At 64.4% G+C, this 19,268-nt stretch carries 18 protein-coding genes; 14 read left to right on the forward strand and 4 right to left on the reverse strand.

Translation table 11 applies throughout. The features are described from left to right. Both B8115_RS06285 and B8115_RS06290 read left to right on the forward strand, forming a co-directional pair. Nucleotides 1-544: aldehyde dehydrogenase family protein (locus B8115_RS06285; RefSeq protein WP_010626915.1), on the forward strand; the 544-nt coding region annotated here is incomplete at its 5' end. Nucleotides 545-575: 31 nt separating this feature from the next. Next, nucleotides 576-1,457, forward strand: coding sequence for an NAD(P)-dependent oxidoreductase (locus B8115_RS06290; protein ID WP_010626916.1), 882 nt, complete (start codon nt 576-578; stop codon nt 1,455-1,457). A gap of 19 nt (nt 1,458-1,476) precedes the next feature. Here the strand turns inward: B8115_RS06290 and B8115_RS06295 are convergent, their stop codons facing one another. Both B8115_RS06295 and B8115_RS06300 read right to left on the reverse strand, forming a co-directional pair. Next, complete coding sequence (locus tag B8115_RS06295; protein WP_010626917.1) at nt 1,477-2,292, reverse strand: zinc-dependent peptidase; 816 nt, start codon at nt 2,290-2,292, stop codon at nt 1,477-1,479. Nucleotides 2,293-2,295: 3 nt separating this feature from the next. Further along, entirely contained in the window at nt 2,296-3,867 is a 1,572-nt protein-coding gene (locus B8115_RS06300; RefSeq protein ID WP_010626918.1) for a bifunctional GNAT family N-acetyltransferase/carbon-nitrogen hydrolase family protein, read from the reverse strand. A gap of 279 nt (nt 3,868-4,146) precedes the next feature. Between B8115_RS06300 and B8115_RS06305 the strand changes: the two genes are divergently transcribed. The 4 genes from B8115_RS06305 to B8115_RS06320 all read left to right on the forward strand — a co-directional run bounded on the left by B8115_RS06305 (nt 4,147) and on the right by B8115_RS06320 (nt 8,551). Then, on the forward strand, nt 4,147-5,343 hold the full coding sequence (locus B8115_RS06305; RefSeq protein WP_083861793.1) for an ABC transporter ATP-binding protein: 1,197 nt from the start codon (nt 4,147-4,149) through the stop codon (nt 5,341-5,343). Then, complete coding sequence (locus tag B8115_RS06310; RefSeq protein WP_010626920.1) at nt 5,340-6,641, forward strand: ABC transporter substrate-binding protein; 1,302 nt, start codon at nt 5,340-5,342, stop codon at nt 6,639-6,641. The genes B8115_RS06305 and B8115_RS06310 overlap by 4 nt, the downstream gene beginning before the upstream one ends. A 171-nt stretch (nt 6,642-6,812) precedes the next feature. Then, nucleotides 6,813-7,700 (forward strand): carbohydrate ABC transporter permease, encoded by an 888-nt coding sequence (locus tag B8115_RS06315; protein ID WP_010626921.1) that lies wholly within the window; start codon nt 6,813-6,815, stop codon nt 7,698-7,700. An 8-nt stretch (nt 7,701-7,708) separates the two neighbouring features. Next, nucleotides 7,709-8,551: a carbohydrate ABC transporter permease gene (locus tag B8115_RS06320; protein ID WP_010626922.1), complete on the forward strand. Its 843-nt coding sequence runs from the start codon at nt 7,709-7,711 to the stop codon at nt 8,549-8,551. Between the two features lie 43 nt (nt 8,552-8,594). On the opposite strand, the gene B8115_RS06325 is transcribed toward B8115_RS06320, so the two are convergent. Beyond that, nucleotides 8,595-9,554, reverse strand: a complete 960-nt coding sequence (locus B8115_RS06325; RefSeq protein ID WP_010626923.1) for a LysR family transcriptional regulator — start codon at nt 9,552-9,554, stop codon at nt 8,595-8,597. A 108-nt stretch (nt 9,555-9,662) separates the two neighbouring features. On the opposite strand from B8115_RS06325, the gene B8115_RS06330 reads away from it, so the two are divergent. From B8115_RS06330 to B8115_RS06360, 7 genes are all read left to right on the forward strand, one after another. Then, nucleotides 9,663-10,772 carry an ABC transporter ATP-binding protein gene (locus B8115_RS06330; protein WP_035590285.1) on the forward strand — a complete coding sequence of 370 codons (1,110 nt, stop codon included), beginning with the start codon at nt 9,663-9,665 and terminating at the stop codon, nt 10,770-10,772. Nucleotides 10,773-10,812: 40 nt separating this feature from the next. After that, complete coding sequence (locus B8115_RS06335) at nt 10,813-11,511, forward strand: HAD-IA family hydrolase (protein WP_010626925.1); 699 nt, start codon at nt 10,813-10,815, stop codon at nt 11,509-11,511. A gap of 1 nt (nt 11,512) precedes the next feature. Continuing rightward, nucleotides 11,513-12,820 carry an FAD-binding oxidoreductase gene (locus B8115_RS06340; RefSeq protein WP_010626926.1) on the forward strand — a complete coding sequence of 436 codons (1,308 nt, stop codon included), beginning with the start codon at nt 11,513-11,515 and terminating at the stop codon, nt 12,818-12,820. Between the two features lie 35 nt (nt 12,821-12,855). Continuing rightward, nucleotides 12,856-13,911 (forward strand): ABC transporter substrate-binding protein, encoded by a 1,056-nt coding sequence (locus tag B8115_RS06345; protein WP_202949064.1) that lies wholly within the window; start codon nt 12,856-12,858, stop codon nt 13,909-13,911. Nucleotides 13,912-13,979: 68 nt separating this feature from the next. Next, nucleotides 13,980-14,882, forward strand: coding sequence for an ABC transporter permease (locus B8115_RS06350; protein WP_010626928.1), 903 nt, complete (start codon nt 13,980-13,982; stop codon nt 14,880-14,882). After that, nucleotides 14,879-15,667, forward strand: a complete 789-nt coding sequence (locus B8115_RS06355; protein ID WP_026037936.1) for an ABC transporter permease — start codon at nt 14,879-14,881, stop codon at nt 15,665-15,667. Before B8115_RS06350 ends, B8115_RS06355 begins: the two co-directional genes overlap by 4 nt. A gap of 21 nt (nt 15,668-15,688) precedes the next feature. After that, complete coding sequence (locus tag B8115_RS06360; RefSeq protein WP_010626930.1) at nt 15,689-16,612, forward strand: glyoxylate/hydroxypyruvate reductase A; 924 nt, start codon at nt 15,689-15,691, stop codon at nt 16,610-16,612. A 46-nt stretch (nt 16,613-16,658) separates the two neighbouring features. On the opposite strand, the gene B8115_RS06365 is transcribed toward B8115_RS06360, so the two are convergent. Then, nucleotides 16,659-17,591 carry a LysR family transcriptional regulator gene (locus B8115_RS06365; RefSeq protein ID WP_010626931.1) on the reverse strand — a complete coding sequence of 311 codons (933 nt, stop codon included), beginning with the start codon at nt 17,589-17,591 and terminating at the stop codon, nt 16,659-16,661. A gap of 136 nt (nt 17,592-17,727) precedes the next feature. Between B8115_RS06365 and B8115_RS06370 the strand changes: the two genes are divergently transcribed. Continuing rightward, on the forward strand, nt 17,728-19,257 hold the full coding sequence (locus B8115_RS06370) for a UxaA family hydrolase (RefSeq protein WP_010626932.1): 1,530 nt from the start codon (nt 17,728-17,730) through the stop codon (nt 19,255-19,257). Nucleotides 19,258-19,268 lie beyond the last annotated feature (11 nt).

Below are 19,268 nucleotides of genomic sequence, written 5' to 3' on the forward strand. Positions count from 1 at the left end.
TGGGCGAGCTGGTCGAGCGCTTCGCGCGCTGCGCTGCGATGCCGGCGAAGCCAACGCCGACTGCGGCCCCTTGATCAATGCGCGCCAGAAGGCCGGCCTGGAGGCACGCCTGGAAGCCGCCCAGGCCGACGGTGTGCGCGTGGCGGCGAAGGGGGCATTGGCCGCCGGAGCCCCCGAGGGCGGCCATTTCGTGGTGCCCCACCTGCTCACCGACATCCCCGCTGGCCATGCCGTGCTGCGCGAGGAGCTGTTCGGCCCGGTGCTGGCGGTACAGGTCTTCCGCGACGAGGCCGAGGCGCTGCGCCTGGCCAACGCCACCGACTTCGGCCTCTGTGCCGGTGTGTGGACCCGCGACGGCGGCCGTCAACTGCGACTGGCCAAGGGCATCCGCAGCGGTCAGGTGTTCATCAATAACTACGGCGCCGGGGGCGGCATCGAGCTGCCGTTCGGCGGTGTGGGACGCTCCGGGCACGGCCGCGAGAAGGGCTTCGAAGGGCTGCGCAGCTACACCCGGCTGAAGACCGTGGCGATCCGGCATGGTTGAGACGAACGATTCACAGCGAGAGGAGAGAGACATGAAGGCATCACGCCGGGTCGGCCTGATCGGGGTCGGCCTGATGGGGCACGGCATTGCCGCCAACATTCTGCGCGGTGGCCATACGCTCTGTTTTCTGGATCACCCGGGCAACCAGCCGGTGGAAGACCTGCTCGGCGCCGGTGGGGTGGCCAAGGGCAGCGGACGCGAGGTGGCCGAGGCCGCCGAGGTGGTGATCCTGTGCGTAACCGGCTCGCCTCAGGTGGAGGCGGTGCTGTTCGAACCGGGCGGGGTGCTCGAAGGGCTGGCCCCCGGCACGCTGGTGATCGACTGCTCCACGGCGCTGCCGAGTTCCACCGAACGAGTTGCCGCCCGGGTGGAAGCAGCGGGCGGGCGTTTCATGGACGCTGCCATGACCCGCACGCCCAAGGAGGCCGAAGAGGGACGACTGAACCTGATCGTCGGCGCGCCGGAGGCGCTGTTCGCCGAGGTGCGTCCGCTGCTCGAATGCTTTGCCGAGAACATCGCCCACGCCGGGCCGGTGGGGGCGGGGCATACCCTCAAGCTGTTGCACAACTTCGTCTCGCTGGGCTTCACCGCGGTGCTGGCCGAAGCTGCGGCGGCGTCGCGCCGGGCCGGCATCGACGATGCGGCGCTGCTCGACGTGCTGGGCAAGGGCGGCGGCGGGGGCGTGGTGCTGGAGCGACTGCGGCCCTACATCGAAGCCGGCGACCCTTCGGGATTTCGCTTCAGCGTGGCCAATGCGCTCAAGGACATCGGCTACTACCGCACCATGACCCAGGATCTCGCCGCCGAGGGCGGGGTGGCCGAAGCGGTGCTGGCGCTCTATCGCCAGGCCAGCGACGCCGGCCATGCGGACAAGCCGGTGCCGGAGCTGGTCGGGTTGCTAGAACGTGGCTGAGGCAGTTTTGCGGCAGAGTCTAGGCTTCCTCGAGCTCGAGCGGGGGAAGGCGAGTTAGCGGGTCCTGACGGAAGTAGCGGGTGAGCAGGTCGTACAGCTCGGGGTAGGCACCGCTGAGCACGTCCGGGGCGGAGAAGAAGGCCTCGCAGCACACCGCGAAGCACTCGCCGGGGTGGGTGGCGGCGTAGTCGTCGATGGGCGGCTCTTCGCCGCGTTCCAGGTGCGCCTGCAGGTCGTCCCACACCGCGGTGAAGACGCGATGCCACTCCTTGGGATCCATGTCCCGGGGCAGCGGTGGAAAGCCGTCGACGTCGAGCGAGTTGCCCATGTCGAGCTTGTGGGCGAGCTCGTGGATCACCACGTTGAAGCCGCTGAAGTCGCCGCTCTCCATCAGGTCGGGGAAGGCCACCACCACCGGCCCCTGGGCCGAGGTCTCACCGGCGCGCTCGTCCTCGTAGGCGTGCATCACGCCGAATTCATCCATCTCCTCCACCTGGCGGTGGAAGGCGTCAGGCAGGATCAGGATCTCGTGGAAGCCGCTGAACGCCTCGTCGTGGTCGTCGTCCGACCAGCCCAGCGTCAGCAGGCAGGCCTGGGCCGCCAGGGCCAGCTGGGCGGGCTCGTCGAAGGTGGTGTGGGCGGCCAGGTCGGGATGCATGCTGGTGCGCTTGGTATGCAGGAAGTGCCAGGCGCGCCGGCCCAGGCGCTCGGCCTCCTCGTCGCCGAGAAAGGTCAGCAGCGGCAGGCGCGAGCGGGCCTCGGCCCAGGCTTCCGCGGGAAACGGATGGCGGGCCTCGAAGCGTTCGGCCCGCCAGCGGCGCAGGCGGTCGAACATGGCTCAGCTCTCTTCCTGCCGTGAGCCGGACTTCCACGACCAGTCGCGCCAGCGCAGGTCGAACAGGTCCTTGCGGCGGTCCTTGAGATTGGTCACCGAGCCCTCGGCGCGCACCACGGTGAGCCGGGTGAGGTCGAGGTCGGAGAAGATCACCATCTCGGTGTTGGGCGTGGTCTCGGAGAGCACCGCGTCGTGGGGGAAGGCGAAGTCCGAGGGCGTGAACACCGACGACTGGGCGTACTGGATGTCCAGGTTGCGGATCGACGGAACGTTGCCCACGCTGCCGCACAGCACCACGTAGCACTCGTTCTCGATGGCCCGCGCCTGGGCGCAGTGGCGCACCCGCAGGTAGCCGTTCTTGGTGTCGGTCCAGAACGGCACGAACAGGATGTCCATGTCCTGGTCGGCCAGCAGTCGGCCGAGTTCCGGGAACTCCACGTCGTAGCAGATCAGGATGCCGACGCGTCCGGCGTCGGTCTCGAACACGCGCAGCTCGTCGCCGCCCTCGATCACCCACTCGCGGCGCTCCTGGGGGGTGATGTGCAGCTTGGATTGCTTCTCGACGTCACCGTCGCGATGGCACAGGTAGCTGACGTTGTAGAGCCGGTCGTCCTCGCCCACCTCGATCATCGAGCCGGCAATGATGTTGATGTTGTAGGAGACCGCCATGCGTGAGATTTCGGTCTTGAACTGCTCGGTGAAGCCGGCCAGGTAGCGGATGGCGGCGAGCTGGTCCTGCTGGGTGGCGCGATCCTGCAGGCCCATCACTGGGGCATTGAACAGCTCCGGGAACACCGCGAAATCGCTCTGATAGCTGGAAATGGCGTCGACGAAGTATTCCACCTGCTGCAGCACCGACTCCACCGAGGCGCACTCGCGCATCTGCCACTGCACGGCACCCACCCGTACCTGAGTGGGGCGGTTCTCCAGCACCCGCTCGGCGGGTTCATAGAGAATGTTGTTCCACTCGAGCAAAGTGGCGTAGCCCTGGGACTTCTCGTCCTCGGGCAGGTACTTGCGCAGTAGTCGCTTGACCTGGAAGTCGTTGGCCAACTGGAACGACAGGATCGGGTCGTAGATCTCTTTGCGCGCCACCCGCTCGATGTACTCGGCGGGCGAGAGTTCCTCGGCGTGCTCGTGATACTGGGGGATGCGCCCACCGGCCAGGATCGAGCGCAGGTTGAGCGAGCGGCACAGCTCCTTGCGCGCCTCGTAGAGGCGACGGCCCAGGCGGTAGCCGCGGTAATCGGGGTGGATCAGCACGTCCAGCCCGTACATGGCGTCGCCTTCGGGATCGTTCAAGATGATCTCGCGGTTGCCCACCAGGTCGTCGTACTTGTGCGGGTTGGAGAACTCGTCGTAGTCGACCCGCACGGTGAGTGCCACGCCCACCAGCCGCTCGTCGTCCTCGATGGCGATCTGGCCGTCGGGGAACTCCTGAATCAGCCGGTCGATGGAGTGCTGCGGCCAGGCGCCGCCGATGTCGTCGTAGACGGCATCCATCAGCTGCTTGAGCTGAGGGTAATCGTCCTGCGTCAGGTTGCGGAGATTGAGGTGCAGGTCTTCAAGGGACATTGCGCTCGGTTCCTGATCAGGGGAAAGCCAGCAGTCTAGCATGCCGGGCTCGCTGCCTCCGTAACATGGCGGAGGTCGTCATCGTGTCATGGCGGTGTCATCGAAAGTCGTCAGCATGGCCGCACTTCGTCGAATTAGCGGCTACGCTGAGTTTCGGGAGAGTCGATGACAGCCATGCCACGCCTTCACGGGCAACGCGGAAGCAGTATGAACCCAGACAACAATAATCAGGGTCAGGATCAGGGCCCGCAGCGCCAGCCATCCGCCCCGCACGCCACCATGCGAGATCATCAGCGCATCCGGCTCGAGGCCGTGAGCAAGCGCTGGGGCGATACCGCTGCCGTCGACGCCATCGGCTTCGACGTGGCGCCGGGGGAGTTCGTCATCCTGCTCGGCCCCTCGGGCTGCGGCAAGTCGACCACGCTGCGCATGATCGCCGGGCTCGAACAGGCGTCCTCCGGCCGCATCGAGATCGGCGGGCGGGACGTCACCCATCTACCGCCGGGCGACCGCGGCATCAGCATGGTGTTCCAGTCCTACGCGCTGTTTCCTCACCTGAGCGTGGCCGACAACATCATCTTCGGACTGCGCAGCCGCAAGGTGCCCAAGGCCGAGCGCCGCGAGCGACTGGCGCGGGTAGCCCAGCTGGTCGATCTGGAAGCCTATCTCGAGCGCAAGCCGGCCCAGCTCTCCGGTGGCCAGCGCCAGCGGGTCGCGCTGGCAAGGGCGATCATCTCCGAACACCCCATCTGCCTGATGGACGAGCCGCTGTCCAACCTCGACGCCCGCCTGCGCGGCGAGATGCGTCGCGAGATCAAGGCCCTGCAGCAGCGGCTCGGCATGACGGTGATTTACGTCACCCACGACCAGGTCGAGGCGATGAGCATGGGCGATCGGGTGATCCTGATGCAGGACGGCCGCATCGTGCAGGACGCCACCCCGAGCGAACTCTACGAGCGCCCGGCCAGCGCCTTCGCCGCCGGCTTCATCGGCAGCCCGGCGATGAACCTGGTGACGCTTTCCGCTGCCGCGGACGGCGCGGTGATCGACGGCGAACCCCGCTGCAGCGTGGCACCCCACGAGGCCAAGGGACACTGGCTGGGCCTGCGCCCGGAGGAGATCCGCCTGCTGCCGGCCGACGCTCCCGGCGTGCCCGCCGAGGTGATCGATGCCGAATACCTCGGTGCCGACAGCATCGTGCGGCTCAAGGTCGGCAGCCAGCAGCTGCGCGCCCGCCTCGACGGCAGGCCGTCGCTCGCTGCCGGCTCGCCCTGTCGGCTGCAGTGGCGGCGCGAGGCGGCGCACTTCTTCGATGCAGGCGATGGGCAGCGGCTGGCGATAGCGGGGCACGACCTGGCCGCACCGCCTGGCCGCCATCGCTTCGAGCCGGGCCTTGCCGGCGCTTCGACCCAAGAACGCGAGGCACGAGCCTCGTCCCATCCCGCAGGGAACGACTCTTCAGGAGTGAACCGATGAACGCACGCTTCTCTCTATCAGGCGGCAGACTGGGTGCCGCGGCGGTGGCCGGGCTGTTGGCCTCCGGCTCGCTGAACGCCCAGGCCCAGACCGAGCTGACCATGTACTACCCGGTGGCCGTGGGCGGGGCCTTGACCGACGTGATCGACGGTCTGGTGGCCGAGTTCGAGAACGAGCACCCGGATATTTCGGTGAACGCCATCTATGCCGGCAACTATGACGACACCCGGGTGCGGGCGATGTCAGCCATCGAGGCAGGCAATGCGCCGCAGCTCTCGGTGCTGTTCTCCATCGACCTGTTCGACCTGCTGGAGCAGGACGCCATCGTCTCCTTCGACTCGGTGATCGAAACCGACGAGGAGCGTGAATGGCTCGACGGCTTCTATCCCGGGCTGATGGAGAACGGCCAGATCGACGGCCAGACCTACGGCATCCCCTTCCAGCGCTCCACCATCGTGCTCTACTGGAACAAGGACGCCTTCGAGGCCGCCGGGCTCGACCCCGAGACGCCGCCCGAGAACTGGGAGGAGATGGCCGAGATGGCCGCCGCGGTGCGCGAGGCGAGCAACGGCCAGCAGTGGGGCGTGATGGTGCCGTCCACCGGCTACCCCTACTGGATGTTCCAGGCCTTCGCTTTCCAGAACGGTCACCGGCTGATGAACGAAGAGGGCACCGAGGTCTATTTCGACGATCCCGCTGCCATCGAGGCGCTGGAGTATTGGGTCTCACTCTCCCAGGAGCATCAGGCCATGCCCGACGGCACCATCGAGTGGGGCACGCTGCGTCAGAACTTCATCGAGCAGGCTACGGCCATGATGTGGCACACCACCGGCAACCTCACCGCGGTGCGCAACGAGGCCGGCTTCGATTTCGGTGTGGCGATGCTGCCCATGAACACCCAGCGTGGCAGCCCCACCGGCGGCGGCAACTTCTACCTGTTCAAGGACAGCACCGAGGAGGAGCAGCGCGCGGCGATGACCTTCATCCGCTGGATGACCGACCCCGAGCGCGCCGCGGCCTGGTCGATCGAAACCGGCTACATGGGCGTGAGCCCGGCCTCCTACGAGACCGAGGCACTGCGCAACTACGTCGAGGAGTTCGCCCCGGCGGCGGTAGCCCGCGACCAGCTCGAGCACGCCACTGCGGAGCTGGCCACCTACCAGGGCGGGCGGGTGCGCCGGGCGCTGGACAACGCCGTGCAGGCGGCGCTGACCGGCCAGATGTCGCCGGAGGAGGCGCTCAAGCAGGCCCAAGCCGAAGCCGATGCGGCGCTGCGACGTTATGCACGTTCCCGCTGAGGCTTCTAAAGGCATAACGTCGAGAATTCGAACCGACGCAGACAGGGCGCCGGGGGCAAGGTCGAAGAGGAGGTCATTCGACAGGGATGTCGAATGTAGCGTCCAGGGAAGGATTTACAGCGCCTCCTCGTAGGCTTTGCCCCCGGACAGCCCCGAGACGAGTTAAGGGCCATGCTGATCCACAACGCCGACCGACGCATGCAGATCTACGGTGCGCTGTTGCTGCTGCCGGCGGCGGTGCTGCTCGGCACCTTCGCCTACCTGCCCACCGTGGCGACGCTGATCAACAGCTTCTTCCTGCCCGGCTTTCGCGGCGCGCCGCCGGAGTTCGTCGGGCTGGAGAACTACGCCATGCTGGTGGAGGATCGCACCTTCTGGCGGGTGGCGCGCAACAACCTGATCTATGCCTTCGGCACCATTCCCACCTCCATCGCCCTGGCGCTGGGCATGGCGCTGTTCGTCAACGCCCGCCTGCCGGGGCGCGGCTTCGTGCGCATGGCCTATTTCACCCCGACCATCCTGCCGATGATCGCCGCGGCCAACATCTGGATGTTCTTCTACGCACCGCAGATCGGCCTGTTCAACAAGCTGCTCGGCGCGTTGGGGCTCTCCGGGGTCAACTGGCTGGGCGACCCCAGCGTGGCGCTGACCTCGGTGATCGTGATGACGGTATGGAAGGAGGCCGGCTTCTTCATGATCTTCTACCTGGCGGCGCTGCAGAGCATCCCGCCGGAGCTGAAGGAGGCCTCGGACCTGGAGGGCACCAGCCGCTGGAGCTTCTTCTGGCGGGTGACCTTCCCACTCTTGATGCCGACCACGCTGTTCGTGCTGATCAATGCCCTGATCAACGCCGTGCGGGTGGTCGATCACCTGTTCATCCTGACCAAGGGCGGGCCCAACAACGCCACCAACCTGCTGCTCTACTACGTCTACGAGAATGCCTTCTCGTTCTTCGACCGCACCTATGCCGCCACCATCACCGTGGTGATCCTGCTGGTGCTGGCGGTGGTGGCCACGCTCAAGTTCACCGTGATCGACCGCAGGACGCACTATCAATGAACCGCGCAATGAACCGAGCCATCAGCCCCGCCGCCAGCCGCTTCGCCCTGCGCGTGCCGAGTCTCGAGACCACGGCCGCCTGGCTGCTGGCGATCATCTGGATCTTTCCGCTGCTCTACGCGATCTGGGCCGCCTTCCATCCGCCGGCCTACATGGTGCGCTTCGACCTGTTCGCTCCGATCACGCTGGACAACTTCGCCAACGCCTGGGCCCAGGCGCCGTTCGCCCGCTACTACCTCAACACCTTCCTGCTGGTCACCGGGGTGGTCCTGGCGCAGTTCGTGGTCTGCACCCTGGCGGCCTTCGCCTTCGCCCGCTTTCCCATTCACGGGCGCGACGTGCTGTTCATGCTGGTGCTGATCCAACTGTTCGTCTTCCCCGAGGTGCTGATCGTCGAGAACTACCGCATCGCCAGCGGCCTGGGGCTGGTCGACACCATCACCGGCATCGGGCTGCCCTACGTAGCCAGCGCCTTCGGCATCTTCCTGCTGCGCCAGACCTTCAAGACCATCCCCCGCGAGCTGGAGGAGGCGGCCCGGGTGGAGGGCTGCGGCTGGATGGCGATCCTGCTCAAGGTCTACGTGCCCTTGGCCAAGCCCACCTACCTGGCCTACGGCCTGGTCTCGATCAGCCACCACTGGAACAACTTCCTGTGGCCGCTGGTGGTCACCAACTCGGTGGAGAGCCGCCCGCTCACCGTGGGGCTCGGCATCTTCTCGGCGCCGGAAACCGGCGTCAACTGGGCCACCGTCAGCGCCGCCACGCTGCTCAGCATCGCCCCGCTGCTGGTCGCCTTCCTGCTGTTCCAGCGCCAGTTCGTGCAGTCGTTCCTCAGGGCGGGGATTCGGTAGGGGGGCAGTCGCAGTCGCGGAACCACGCCTGGGAACACGACGGTCAGCGCCGGGTGAGCGCATCCAGCTCAAGCTCCGGATAACGCTTGGCCACCTTGGCGACGTCCTTGCGGGTTTCATCGATGATCCAGTCGCGTACCTCGGCGGCGGCCTGGCTCAGAGGCTTCTTGCGTGAGTGGATGAGATGGCAGAGGCGTTCGGTCGCGATAGCGATTGGCTTGACGGTGGCCGGCACCAGGGCGCCAGTGTCCAGCCAGTGCGAGACGATGTTCATCCAGCCCACGGCAATGCCCTGGCCGAGCAGGGCGGCCTGCAGAACGACGGCATAATCCGAGAAAATCAGAGAGTGAGCAGTGCCCGACGCTTCGTTCTGAAAGCATGGGAACAGTTCGAACCAGTCGATGCGACTGTCGCTCAGGCTGATGAGCGTCACCCCTGAGTCATGGGGTTTGTCGCTGACATGCTGCTCGCGATAGGCAGGGCTGCAGACGGGCACCAGGATCTCGGGCATGATCAGTGCGGCCTGGTGATGGACGTCCTCCCCGCTGACGAACCTCACGCCCAGATCGACATCCTCCACCGAGCCGCTCACCGAGCCGGAGATCAGTTGGAAGCGCAGATCGAGGGAGGGGAACTCGGCCTGGAGTTCGTGCATGCGTGGCATCAGCCAGTGGGTGGTGAAGGCTGTCGACACCGATAATGTGACCGTTTCGAGTCCCGTGCTGCGGGCTCTGATCTCCTGGATCGCTTTTTCAATGCTCTGAAAACCTTCGGTGATCCCCCGATACAGGATCTGGCCGTTCTCGGTCAGTACGGTGCCGTTTGGCGTGCGCAGGAAGAGCTGCACCTCCAAATGATCTTCCAGTAGCGACAGCATGCGGCTGACCGCCGGCTGGGTGACTCCCAGTTCGGCGGCCGCCTTGGTGAAATTGCCGCAGCGTGCGGCCGACTCGAAGACGAACAGGGCGTTGGCGCTGGGTAATTGGCGGCGTAAGGTTGGCATGACTTCAGGTTATGGCAAGCCAAAGAATTTCGCAATTGCCGCTCATCTTCCGATCTGCTGTACTCAATTCCAATAGTTGTTTACACAATAATAAAAGCGGGATTTTCCATGAAAAAACGAGACAGTGTCGGCGTCTCTATCCGCTCGGTCAGTAAGCGCTACGGCGGAACGACTGCCCTCGACGACATAACCTTAGATATTGAGCCGGGTGAGTTCGTGTCGCTCCTGGGCCCTTCGGGATCAGGCAAGACCACACTGCTTGGTGCCCTCGGCGGTTTCGTGTTGCCCTCGTCCGGCTCGGTGTGGGTCGGCGACCAGGACATGACCTACATGCCACCTCACAAGCGCAATATCGGCGTGGTCTTCCAGAGCTATGCGCTGTTCCCGCACATGACGGTTGGCGAGAACGTGGCCTTCCCCCTGCGTGCCCGACGGCTGCCCAAGTCCACCTGGCCGGAGCGGGTGCGTGAAGCCTTGGCGATGGTGGAACTCGATGGCTACCAGGAGCGTGGCATCTCGCAGCTTTCGGGCGGGCAACGCCAGCGGGTGGCCCTGGCGCGCGCCATGGTCTTCGAGCCACGCCTGATCCTGATGGATGAGCCGCTGTCGGCGCTGGACAAGCAGCTACGCGAGACGATGCAGATCGAACTGCGTCAACTGCACCGCAAGCTCGGCGCCACCATCGTCTATGTGACCCATGACCAGCGCGAGGCGCTGACCATGAGCGATAGAGTGGCGATCCTCAAGGACGGCAAGTTGGTGCAGATCGGCTCTCCCGAAACGCTGCACAACGACCCCAAGGATTCCTTCGTGGCAAGCTTCATCGGCGACTCGACCTTGCTGCCGGTGACCCGTGTCGACACCCATAGCGTCAGGCTCGGCAAGCATACGCTGCACTCGGCAAAGCCGCTTCCCGCCCATTCAGAGCTGCTGCTCGCCATTCAGACCGAGAAATTGCTGATCGATGACGGGCGTCATGAGGCCGACGTCAATCGCCTGCAGTGCCGCGTGCGCGAAGTCGTGTATCAGGGCGACAGCCTGCGGCTGTTTCTCGAAATGGACGATGGTACCGCCATCAGCCTGCGCCAACCCAGCCATCACCTGGGCCAGAAGAAGATTCCACCGATCGGCGAAAGCCTGACAGTGGTCCTGCATCCGGAGGACACCATCGTCGTGCCCCGTACCGGATGTCGACACCCGGCGGCACAAGTCGCCTGACGTTACCTCGAAGCACAAGAAACAGGAGTCATTGACGATCATGGAACTTTCCAACTTCAAAGTTCTGACTTTCGATGTCGTGGGCACGCTGATCGATTTCGAAACGGGGGTGCTGGAGGCGGTGCGTCGGCTTGGTGGAGACGCGACGCTCGACTTGAGCGACACCGCTATCTTCGAGGCTTACAAGCGGGGGCGTGACCGCTTTCCGGGGCGCTCGAGCAGCGCTATGGCAGATGTCTACCGCTCTCTGGCCGAAGAGCTGAAACTGCCTGCCGATCCGGCCACCGCGGAAGCCTTCCAGATGGCGGTGTTTCGCTGGCCGGCATTCGAGGACTCGGTGGCGGCGCTCAAGCGTCTGCGCAAGCACTACCGGCTGGTGGCCATGACCAATGCCGATCGCACCGCTTTCTCTTGCTACTCCCATACCCTCGACGATCCGTTCGACGACAGCGTCACCTGCGACGAAACCGGCGTCGCCAAGCCCAACCCTCAATTCTTTGCCTACAACCGGGGGCGCCAGGCGGCCCATGGCTACAAGTTCTCGGAAATACTGCACGTCGCCCAGAGCCAATACCACGATATCGGCGTAGCCAGCGAGCTTGGTTACACCACCTGCTGGATCGAGCGGCGCCAGGGTCAGCCGGGCTTTGGCGGCACCCCCGAGCCCAAGCAGGTGACCCGGCCGGACTTCCACTTCACCACGCTCAAGGAGCTGGCCGACGCGGTGGAGGGCGTGTGACATGAGTGGGCCGCGGCCGGATGCCGGTATTGCCTCGCTGTGGCGCGATACGTCGGATCAGGCGTTCGACTTGCCGTGCCTGCGGGGCGACGCTCAGGCCGATGTGGTCATCATCGGCGGCGGCTACACCGGTCTGGCGGCGGCCCACCGCCTGGCACAGCGCGGCATGGCTCCACTGGTTGTGGACGCCAACCCGATCGGCTGGGGAGCCAGCGGTCGCAATGGCGGCGTGGTATCGGCCAAGTTCCGCCTGGCGTTTCCCGTCATCGCCCAGCGACACGGCATCGAGGTGGCGCGGCGCATGCATCGGCTCGCGCTGCGATCGGTGGATGAGGTGGCGTCTCTGGTCGAGGAGTACGGCTTGGCGGACGCCCGCTTCATCCGCTGCGGCAACCTGCGTTGTGCGCATACCGAGCGGGCCTTCGGCTACCTCACCGAAGAGGCGCAATGGATGCGCCGTGAGCTGGGTGATGACTCGCTGCGCCTGCTGTCGGCCGGCGAGGTGGCGGAGGAGACGGGGTCTCGTGCGTTCACGGGCGGCGTCTTGAGCCATGGCGTCGGTACCCTGCACCCCTTGAACTACGTGCGCGGCCTGGCCCGGGGCCTGACCCAGCGCCACGGGACGATTGTCTTCGAGCTCACGCCGGTAACCGGCATTCGGCGTGAGGCGGATGGGGTTCGAGTCGTGACGGCGCAAGGCGAAATACGCGCGCGTCAGGTCATCATGGCGACCAATGCCTACTCCGATCTCACCCCGGCGAGCGCCATGATCAGGTCGCGGCTGGTGCCGTTTCGTAGCTCGATCATCGCCACCGAGGTGCTGCCAGCAGCGCTGCAACAGAGCCTGCTGGTCAATGCCAGGAGCTATGGCGAAACGCGCCGCATGATGCGCTGGTTCCGCAAGGTAGATGGCCGCTTCATGTTCGGTGGCCGGGGAGCCTTCGGCAAGCGTGATTCGAAGGCGGCTTTCACTGCCCTGCGGCGGGCGATGGTGGCGATGTTTCCTGACCTGGCAGGAGTCGCGATTACCCATCGCTGGTCGGGGCACGTCGCTATGACGATGGATGCATTGCCTCATGTAGGCCGCTTCGACGATCGGCTGAGCTATGCCGCCGGTTACAACGGCGCCGGTGTGGCCATGTCCACCCTGCTCGGAGGCCTGGCGGCGGACTTCGCCGCTGGCGAATCGCCGGACGTGGCGCTTCTGGAAGCGAGTCGTCTCAAGGCCGTACCCCTTTACCCCTTACGAGAAGTAGCAGTTCGACTGGTAGCGGGTTGGTATCAATTTCTCGACGCGATCGGGCGCTAACGGTCGCAAATGTCATCAGCAGCGGAGACAACAAGATGAAACAGACGCATGGCTTGAAGACGTTGATGGGCACCAGCGTGGTCCTAGCGGGAACGCTAGGCATTTCCCACGCTATGGCGGGCGGACAGATCACCTTCGTTTCCCAGGGTGGCGCCTATCAGGAGGCCCAGACGGTGGCTATCCTGGACCCCGTCGCCGAGGCGCTGGGTATCACCATTCACCAGGAGAGCGCTCCGGATGCCTGGCCGATGATTCGCACTCAAGGAACCACCGGCCAGGCAGTGTGGGATGTGGTCGACACGCCGCCGTTGAACTGCGTGCGTGGCGGCAACCAGGGGTTGATCGAGCCGCTCGATTTCAGTCGAGTGCCCAATGCGGAGTCGATGCCCGAGGAATACAAGACCCCTTACTCCGTCGCCTATGAGTTCTACTCCAGCGTGCTGGCCTACAATCCCGACGCCTTCAACGGCAACCCACCCGAGACGTGGGCGGATTTCTGGAACGTCGAGGAATTCCCCGGCAACCGTGCCCTGCGTAACCATCCCCTGGGCACGCTCGAGGCGGCGCTGCTGGCCGATGGCGTGACACCGGAAGAGCTGTATCCGCTGGATGTCGATCGCGCCTTCGAGAAATTGGCAGAGATAAAACCGCACATCGCCACCTGGTGGACCTCGGGCGGCCAGTCAGCCCAGCTGCTCTACGACGGTGAAGTCGACATGCTGATGATGTGGAATGGACGCGTCAGCGCCATCATGGATGAGGGCGCCAACGCCGACTTCACCTACAACGAAGGCATTCTCCAGAATACCCACCTCTGCATCATCAAGGGGGCGCCCAACCTCGATACGGCGATCGAGTTCGTCAATGCCGCCATCGATCCAGAGTATCAAGCCAATCTGCCGCTCCATATCGACTATGGCCCGGGCAACCCGGCCGCATTCGATACCGGCAAGATCTCCGATGAGCGTGCCCGAGAACTGCCGAGCTACCCGGAAAATGCCGCGCGCCAGGTGCTGATGTCCTACGAGTGGTGGTCCTCCTCGGAGGGCGAGCAGGCCGAACGGCGTTGGCTCGAGTTCATGCAGCAATGAGAACGCCGATGCCGCACATACGGCGTGTGCGGCATCGGCTGCGTCGTTTCCATGCCAGGAGAAGCGCTTTGAAAGCCACCGCGATTCATGACCGCCAAGCTGCCGCAAGCGCCATTGACCCATCGCTGCGTCATCGACGCCGCGAACATGTCTTGATGATGCTGCTGATGTCGCCGGCCGTGCTGGTGGTCTTTGCACTGCTGGTCGTGCCCTTGAGCTGGCTGATCGTCCAATCCTTCTATGCCGACGGTGCACTCAGCCTGGCGCATTATCGACGGATCTTCACCGAAGGCATTTACTGGAACACCTTTTATCTGACCTTTCGCATCAGTGTCATCGTGACCCTACTGGCTTTGCTGATGGGGTATCCCATTGCCTATGCCGCATCGATCTTGCCAAAACGCTGGGCGATGCTGATTCTGGCCCTGGTGATTCTGCCGTTCTGGACCAGCGTGCTGGTCAGGGCCTATGCCTGGTTGATCCTGCTGCAGCGCTCGGGGGTGGTCAACCAGACCTTGATGGCCAGCGGTATCACTGACGCCCCCCTTCCGTTGGTGCACAACGAACTGGGCACCATCATCGCCACCGTACACATTTTGCTGCCGTTCATGGTGCTGCCGCTCTATGCCACCATGCAGAAAATTCCCCAGGATCTCGTTCTGGCGGGCTCCAGCCTGGGGGGAAGCCCGTTGCATGTCTTCATGCGGGTGTTCTTTCCCTTGTCGCTGAGTGGCGTTCTGGCCGGGATGACCCTCGTCTTCGTGCTCTGCCTGGGCTTCTACATCACGCCGGAACTGGTCGGCGGCGGGCGCACCGTCATGGCGTCGATGCTGGTCAGTCGCAATATCCAGCTCTATAGCGACTGGGGGGCGGCCAGTGCCGTCAGCGTGGTGCTGCTGATCTGTGTGCTGATCATCTTCTATGTGGTCAGTCGCCTGGTTCCCCTTGAGAAAATACTCGGTGCGAAATGACTAAATTATCCTTGGGTCGGCTCGTCTTCATTGGGTATGTGGCATTGGTGCTGGTATTTCTGATTCTGCCGGTACTGATCGTGCTGCCAATGTCGTTCTCGGATAGTCGCTTCCTCTCCTTTCCGCCAACCAGCTATTCGTTGCGCTGGTATGAGGCATTCTTCGGCAATCCCGGCTGGATGGCAGCGGCAAGGACCAGCTTGATCGTGGCGTTTGCCACGGCGTTGATTGCCACTCCGATCGGTGTCGCGGCGGCCTACGCCATCAACTGTTCGACGCACCGGCTGATGCGCTATCTGAAGATCGTACTGCTGCTGCCGCTGATCGTACCCATCATCATCGTCGCTACGGGCGTGTTCTTCATCTATGCGCTATCGGGGATGTTGTACACCATCCCGGGCCTGATCATGGCCGACGTGATGCTGGCACTGCCCTACGTGATCACGGCGGTCACTGCCGGGCTGCATGGCTTCGATCAAACGCAGGAGATGGTGGCGAGAAGCCTCGGCATGAATCGCTTTCGCAGCTTCATGGCCGTGACGCTGCCGCAGATCATGCCCAGCGTGGTAACCGGTGCGATCTTCGCCTTCATCCAGGCGCTGGATGAAACCATGGTAGCGCTATTCATTTCCGGTGGTCGAAACCAGACCCTGACGGTGCGGATGTTCACTGCGCTGCGTGACGAGATAGACCCGACCATCGCCGCCATCAGCACGCTGTTGACCGCCACCTCATTTGCCTTGGTAATGCTGATGGTGATGGCACGCCAGCGCTCACCGGCCTGACGCGGTTTTGGAGGAGTCGAGATGAGCTTCATCTACAACGCCGACCCTGAACGGGGGCGGGAGTGGCAGCGTCTGTTCGAGCAGCGTGCGCCGGATATCGCGTTTCGTGTCTGGCCCGATATCGGCAGTGAAGAAAACGTACGCTACTTGGGGACCTGGGCGCCGATAGAGGACTTGGAGCGTTTCCCCAATCTCGAGGTCATCTTCTCGCTCGGCGCCGGGGTCGATCAGTTCGACTTGGACAGCATTCCGAGTCATGTGCCGTTGGTGCGAATGCAGGAGCCGGGCATCGTCGCCACCATGCAGGAGTATGTGGCCATGGCGGTGCTGACGCTGCACCGCAACCTGATCGATTACATCGATCAGCAGCGCACGTCGACCTGGCAGGCCTGGCGCGTGCGCCCTGCCTCGCAGTGCCGTGTGGGCATCCTCGGCCTGGGGCAACTAGGCGGTGCAGTGGCGCAACACCTCACCGGCCTGGGTTTTGCCTGCCAGGGCTGGAGTCGCACCCGCCGTCAACAGGAAGGCGTGGCGTGCTTCGCCGGTGACGACGAGCTGCCGAGCTTTCTCTCCACCAGCCAGGTGCTGGTTTGCCTGCTGCCGCTGACTGACGAGACCCGAGGTATCCTCAACGCCGAGCTGTTCGGGCAGTTGCCGCACGGTGCCTCGCTGGTCAACGTCGGCCGCGGCCCGCATCTGGTCACGGCGGATCTACTGGCGGCGCTGGACAGCGGACAGCTGTCGGCAGCCGTGCTGGATGTATTCGACCCCGAGCCACCGCCTTCGGACCACCCTGTCTGGTCCCATCCGAGAATACTCTTGACCCCCCATGTCGCCAGCATGACCCAGCCCGAAAGCGCGATCGAGAGGGTGCTCGACAACATTGCCCGGCATCGCGAAGGCCGCGAGATGGTCGGCATCGTCGACCGAGGACGTGGCTATTGAACGGCTCCTCTGCTCCATCGGGGGCTCCGAGCCTCATCCGGGGCCGCTATTGTCCATCTACCACCTGCCGCAGGCACTCGATCGCTTGCTGGCAGGTCGGTGTCTTGATTCTGCCACGCAGGGTGATGATCCCCACCGGTGGCAGCTCGATGGGGATCTCCAGCGGCAATACCTTGAGCAAGCCCTGTGCCGCGAAGTGGCGCGCCACGCCGTGGGCGAGGTAGCCCAGGGCGGGGCGCTGCTGAACGAAGGTCAGGGTGGCGAGAAATGAGGCCGTTTCGATCAGGTCAGCGGGTGGGTTGAGGCCATGCTTGTAGAACATCTGGTTGAGCTTGATTCGCGATGAAGCCCACGGGGGAGGAACGACCCAAGCCAGCTCGGCGATATCTGCCCACTGCGGTGTGGGCATGCTGCAAACGGGGTGCGTCGGGGCGGCGACCACGCACATCGCCTCGTCGTAGAGCGCTTCTGTGTCCAGGTCCGGCGCTGCGTAGCCGGGTTCGAGGCGGCCTACCAGCAGGTCGAGTTCGCCCGTACGCAGGCGGGGCAGTAGGCGCTTGAGGTCGCCCTCTTCCACTAGAGCCGTGCTGTTGGGGGAGCGTGCCTTGAGCAGTTGGATGGCGTTTGCCAGTAGCTCCGGCGTTGCCACTACCATGGCGCCGATACTGACGCGCCCGGCGGCGCCGCTCTCAACCGCGGCGATCTCGTCCTGGGTGCGACCGTAGTCGGCCAGTACCGAGCGGGCAAAGCGCACCACCGTATCGCCATAGGCCGTAGGCTCGGTGCCGCGGGTGGAGCGCAGGAACAGCTTGAGGTCGAACATGCGCTCTATCTCGGCCAGCATTTTCGACACCGCGGGCTGGGTCAGCGACAGAAAGTCGGCGACGCGGCCGATATGGCGGAACTCATCCAGTGCGACCAGCAGCTGTAGGTGGCGCAGTTTCAGGTTCGAGCGTAGGACGCGGTCGATATCGCTCATGATGGCGCTTTCCTTTTCTTCATTCCGTTATGGTTATGAAGAGAGTCTATTGTTTTATTTTATCCTCATGAAGAGGCGGCCCATACTCGACCCAACGATTATTACAACGCTCGATGATGGAGCCAGGCCGCTGACCATGGAAACGTCCCCCCGCACGCTGATTCGGCTGCACGCCAACGATAATGTCCTGATCGCCCGCGATGGCGTCGGTCTCGGCCAGTGGCTGCCCGAGCTGGAAGTGAAATCCCGCGCCCAGGTGCCGGCAGGGCACAAGATCGCTGCCCGCAGGATCGCCGCCGGTGAATCGGTGAGGAAGTACGACACGGTGATTGGCGCGGCAGGCCGCGACATTGCGTCCGGGGAGCATGTGCACACCCATAACGTCACCCTGACCGAGATCGACCGCGATCCCGCCTTCTGCCAGGACGTGCGGCCTGTGGATTATGTGCCGGAGGCTGAGCGGGCCACATTCCAGGGCATCGTGCGCCCGGATGGCCGAGTCGGCACGCGCAACTTCATCGGCATCCTCTCCTCGGTGAACTGCTCGGCCACTGTCATCAAACATATCGCCGACCACTTCACCGCGGAGCGCATGGCTGACTACCCCAACGTCGATGGCGTGGTGGCTTTCGCCCAGACCAGCGGTTGTGGGATGTCCTCACCCAGCTATCACTTCGACCTGCTGCGGCGCACTCTGGCCGGCTATGCGCGGCACCCCAACTTCGCCGGGGTGCTGATCGTGGGGCTGGGCTGCGAGCGCAACCAGGTGTCAGGCCTGGTCGAGTCCCAGGGACTCGAGGTGGGGGCCAAGGTGCGCACCCTGGTGATGCAGGAGAGTGGCGGTACCCGTGAATCCATCGCCGCCGGCATCGCCGCCATCGAGGCGATGCTGCCCGAGGCCAACCGGATCGAGCGCCAGCCGGTGAGTGCCAGCCACCTCAGCATCGGGCTGCAGTGTGGTGGCTCGGATGGTTTCTCGGGGATCTCGGCCAATCCGGCGTTGGGGGCGGCCATGGATATCCTGGTGCGCCAGGGCGGTACCGCGATTCTGTCTGAGACACCCGAGATACATGGCGTCGAGTTCATGCTCACGCGGCGCGCCGTGTCGCCCGAGGTGGGCCAAAAGTTGCTCGACCGCCTGGAGTGGTGGAAAGAGTACACCCGCGGCCACAGCGGCCAGTTCAACGGTGTGGTTGGGCCGGGCAACCAGGCCGGCGGGCTGGCCAACATCGTCGAGAAATCCCTGGGTTCGGCGATGAAGGGCGGCACCACGCCACTGCAGGCGGTATACGAATACGCCGAGCCGATCGCGACCAAGGGCTTCGTGTTCATGGACTCGCCGGGCTACGACCCGGTATCGGCGACCGGGCAGATCGCCAGCGGCGCCAATCTGATCTGCTTTACCACCGGACGCGGCTCAATGTTCGGCTCCAAACCGGCTCCCACCATCAAGCTGGCTTCCAACACCCCCATGTTCGAGCGCCTGCGCGAGGACATGGATATCAACTGCGGCCAGGTCATCGACGGTACGGCCAGCATCGAGGCGATGGGCGAGCAGATCTTCGCGCATATCCTGCGTGTGGCCTCCGGGGAGCGCAGCTGCAGCGAGCGGCTCGGGCTTGGGGATCACGAATTCGTGCCGTGGCACGTTGGTATCGTCAGCTGATGGCAACGTCG

This window comes from Halomonas sp. KM-1 (assembly GCF_000246875.1).
In the GTDB taxonomy this organism is placed as follows: domain Bacteria; phylum Pseudomonadota; class Gammaproteobacteria; order Pseudomonadales; family Halomonadaceae; genus Halomonas; species Halomonas aerodenitrificans.

What these genes read in the sequence shown, in the direction of transcription:
- B8115_RS06365 (WP_010626931.1), bottom strand. Translation starts at nt 17,591, where the DNA reads ATGAGCGATATCGACCGCGTCCTACGCTCGAACCTGAAACTGCGCCAC.
- B8115_RS06325 (WP_010626923.1), bottom strand. Translation starts at nt 9,554, where the DNA reads ATGCCAACCTTACGCCGCCAATTACCCAGCGCCAACGCCCTGTTCGTC.
- B8115_RS06340 (WP_010626926.1), top strand. Translation starts at nt 11,513, where the DNA reads ATGAGTGGGCCGCGGCCGGATGCCGGTATTGCCTCGCTGTGGCGCGAT.
- B8115_RS06360 (WP_010626930.1), top strand. Translation starts at nt 15,689, where the DNA reads ATGAGCTTCATCTACAACGCCGACCCTGAACGGGGGCGGGAGTGGCAG.
- B8115_RS06370 (WP_010626932.1), top strand. Translation starts at nt 17,728, where the DNA reads ATGGAAACGTCCCCCCGCACGCTGATTCGGCTGCACGCCAACGATAAT.
- B8115_RS06300 (WP_010626918.1), bottom strand. Translation starts at nt 3,867, where the DNA reads ATGTCCCTTGAAGACCTGCACCTCAATCTCCGCAACCTGACGCAGGAC.
- B8115_RS06290 (WP_010626916.1), top strand. Translation starts at nt 576, where the DNA reads ATGAAGGCATCACGCCGGGTCGGCCTGATCGGGGTCGGCCTGATGGGG.
- B8115_RS06330 (WP_035590285.1), top strand. Translation starts at nt 9,663, where the DNA reads ATGAAAAAACGAGACAGTGTCGGCGTCTCTATCCGCTCGGTCAGTAAG.
- B8115_RS06320 (WP_010626922.1), top strand. Translation starts at nt 7,709, where the DNA reads ATGAACCGAGCCATCAGCCCCGCCGCCAGCCGCTTCGCCCTGCGCGTG.
- B8115_RS06315 (WP_010626921.1), top strand. Translation starts at nt 6,813, where the DNA reads ATGCTGATCCACAACGCCGACCGACGCATGCAGATCTACGGTGCGCTG.
- B8115_RS06295 (WP_010626917.1), bottom strand. Translation starts at nt 2,292, where the DNA reads ATGTTCGACCGCCTGCGCCGCTGGCGGGCCGAACGCTTCGAGGCCCGC.
- B8115_RS06310 (WP_010626920.1), top strand. Translation starts at nt 5,340, where the DNA reads ATGAACGCACGCTTCTCTCTATCAGGCGGCAGACTGGGTGCCGCGGCG.
- B8115_RS06335 (WP_010626925.1), top strand. Translation starts at nt 10,813, where the DNA reads ATGGAACTTTCCAACTTCAAAGTTCTGACTTTCGATGTCGTGGGCACG.
- B8115_RS06305 (WP_083861793.1), top strand. Translation starts at nt 4,147, where the DNA reads ATGCGAGATCATCAGCGCATCCGGCTCGAGGCCGTGAGCAAGCGCTGG.
- B8115_RS06355 (WP_026037936.1), top strand. Translation starts at nt 14,879, where the DNA reads ATGACTAAATTATCCTTGGGTCGGCTCGTCTTCATTGGGTATGTGGCA.
- B8115_RS06345 (WP_202949064.1), top strand. Translation starts at nt 12,856, where the DNA reads ATGAAACAGACGCATGGCTTGAAGACGTTGATGGGCACCAGCGTGGTC.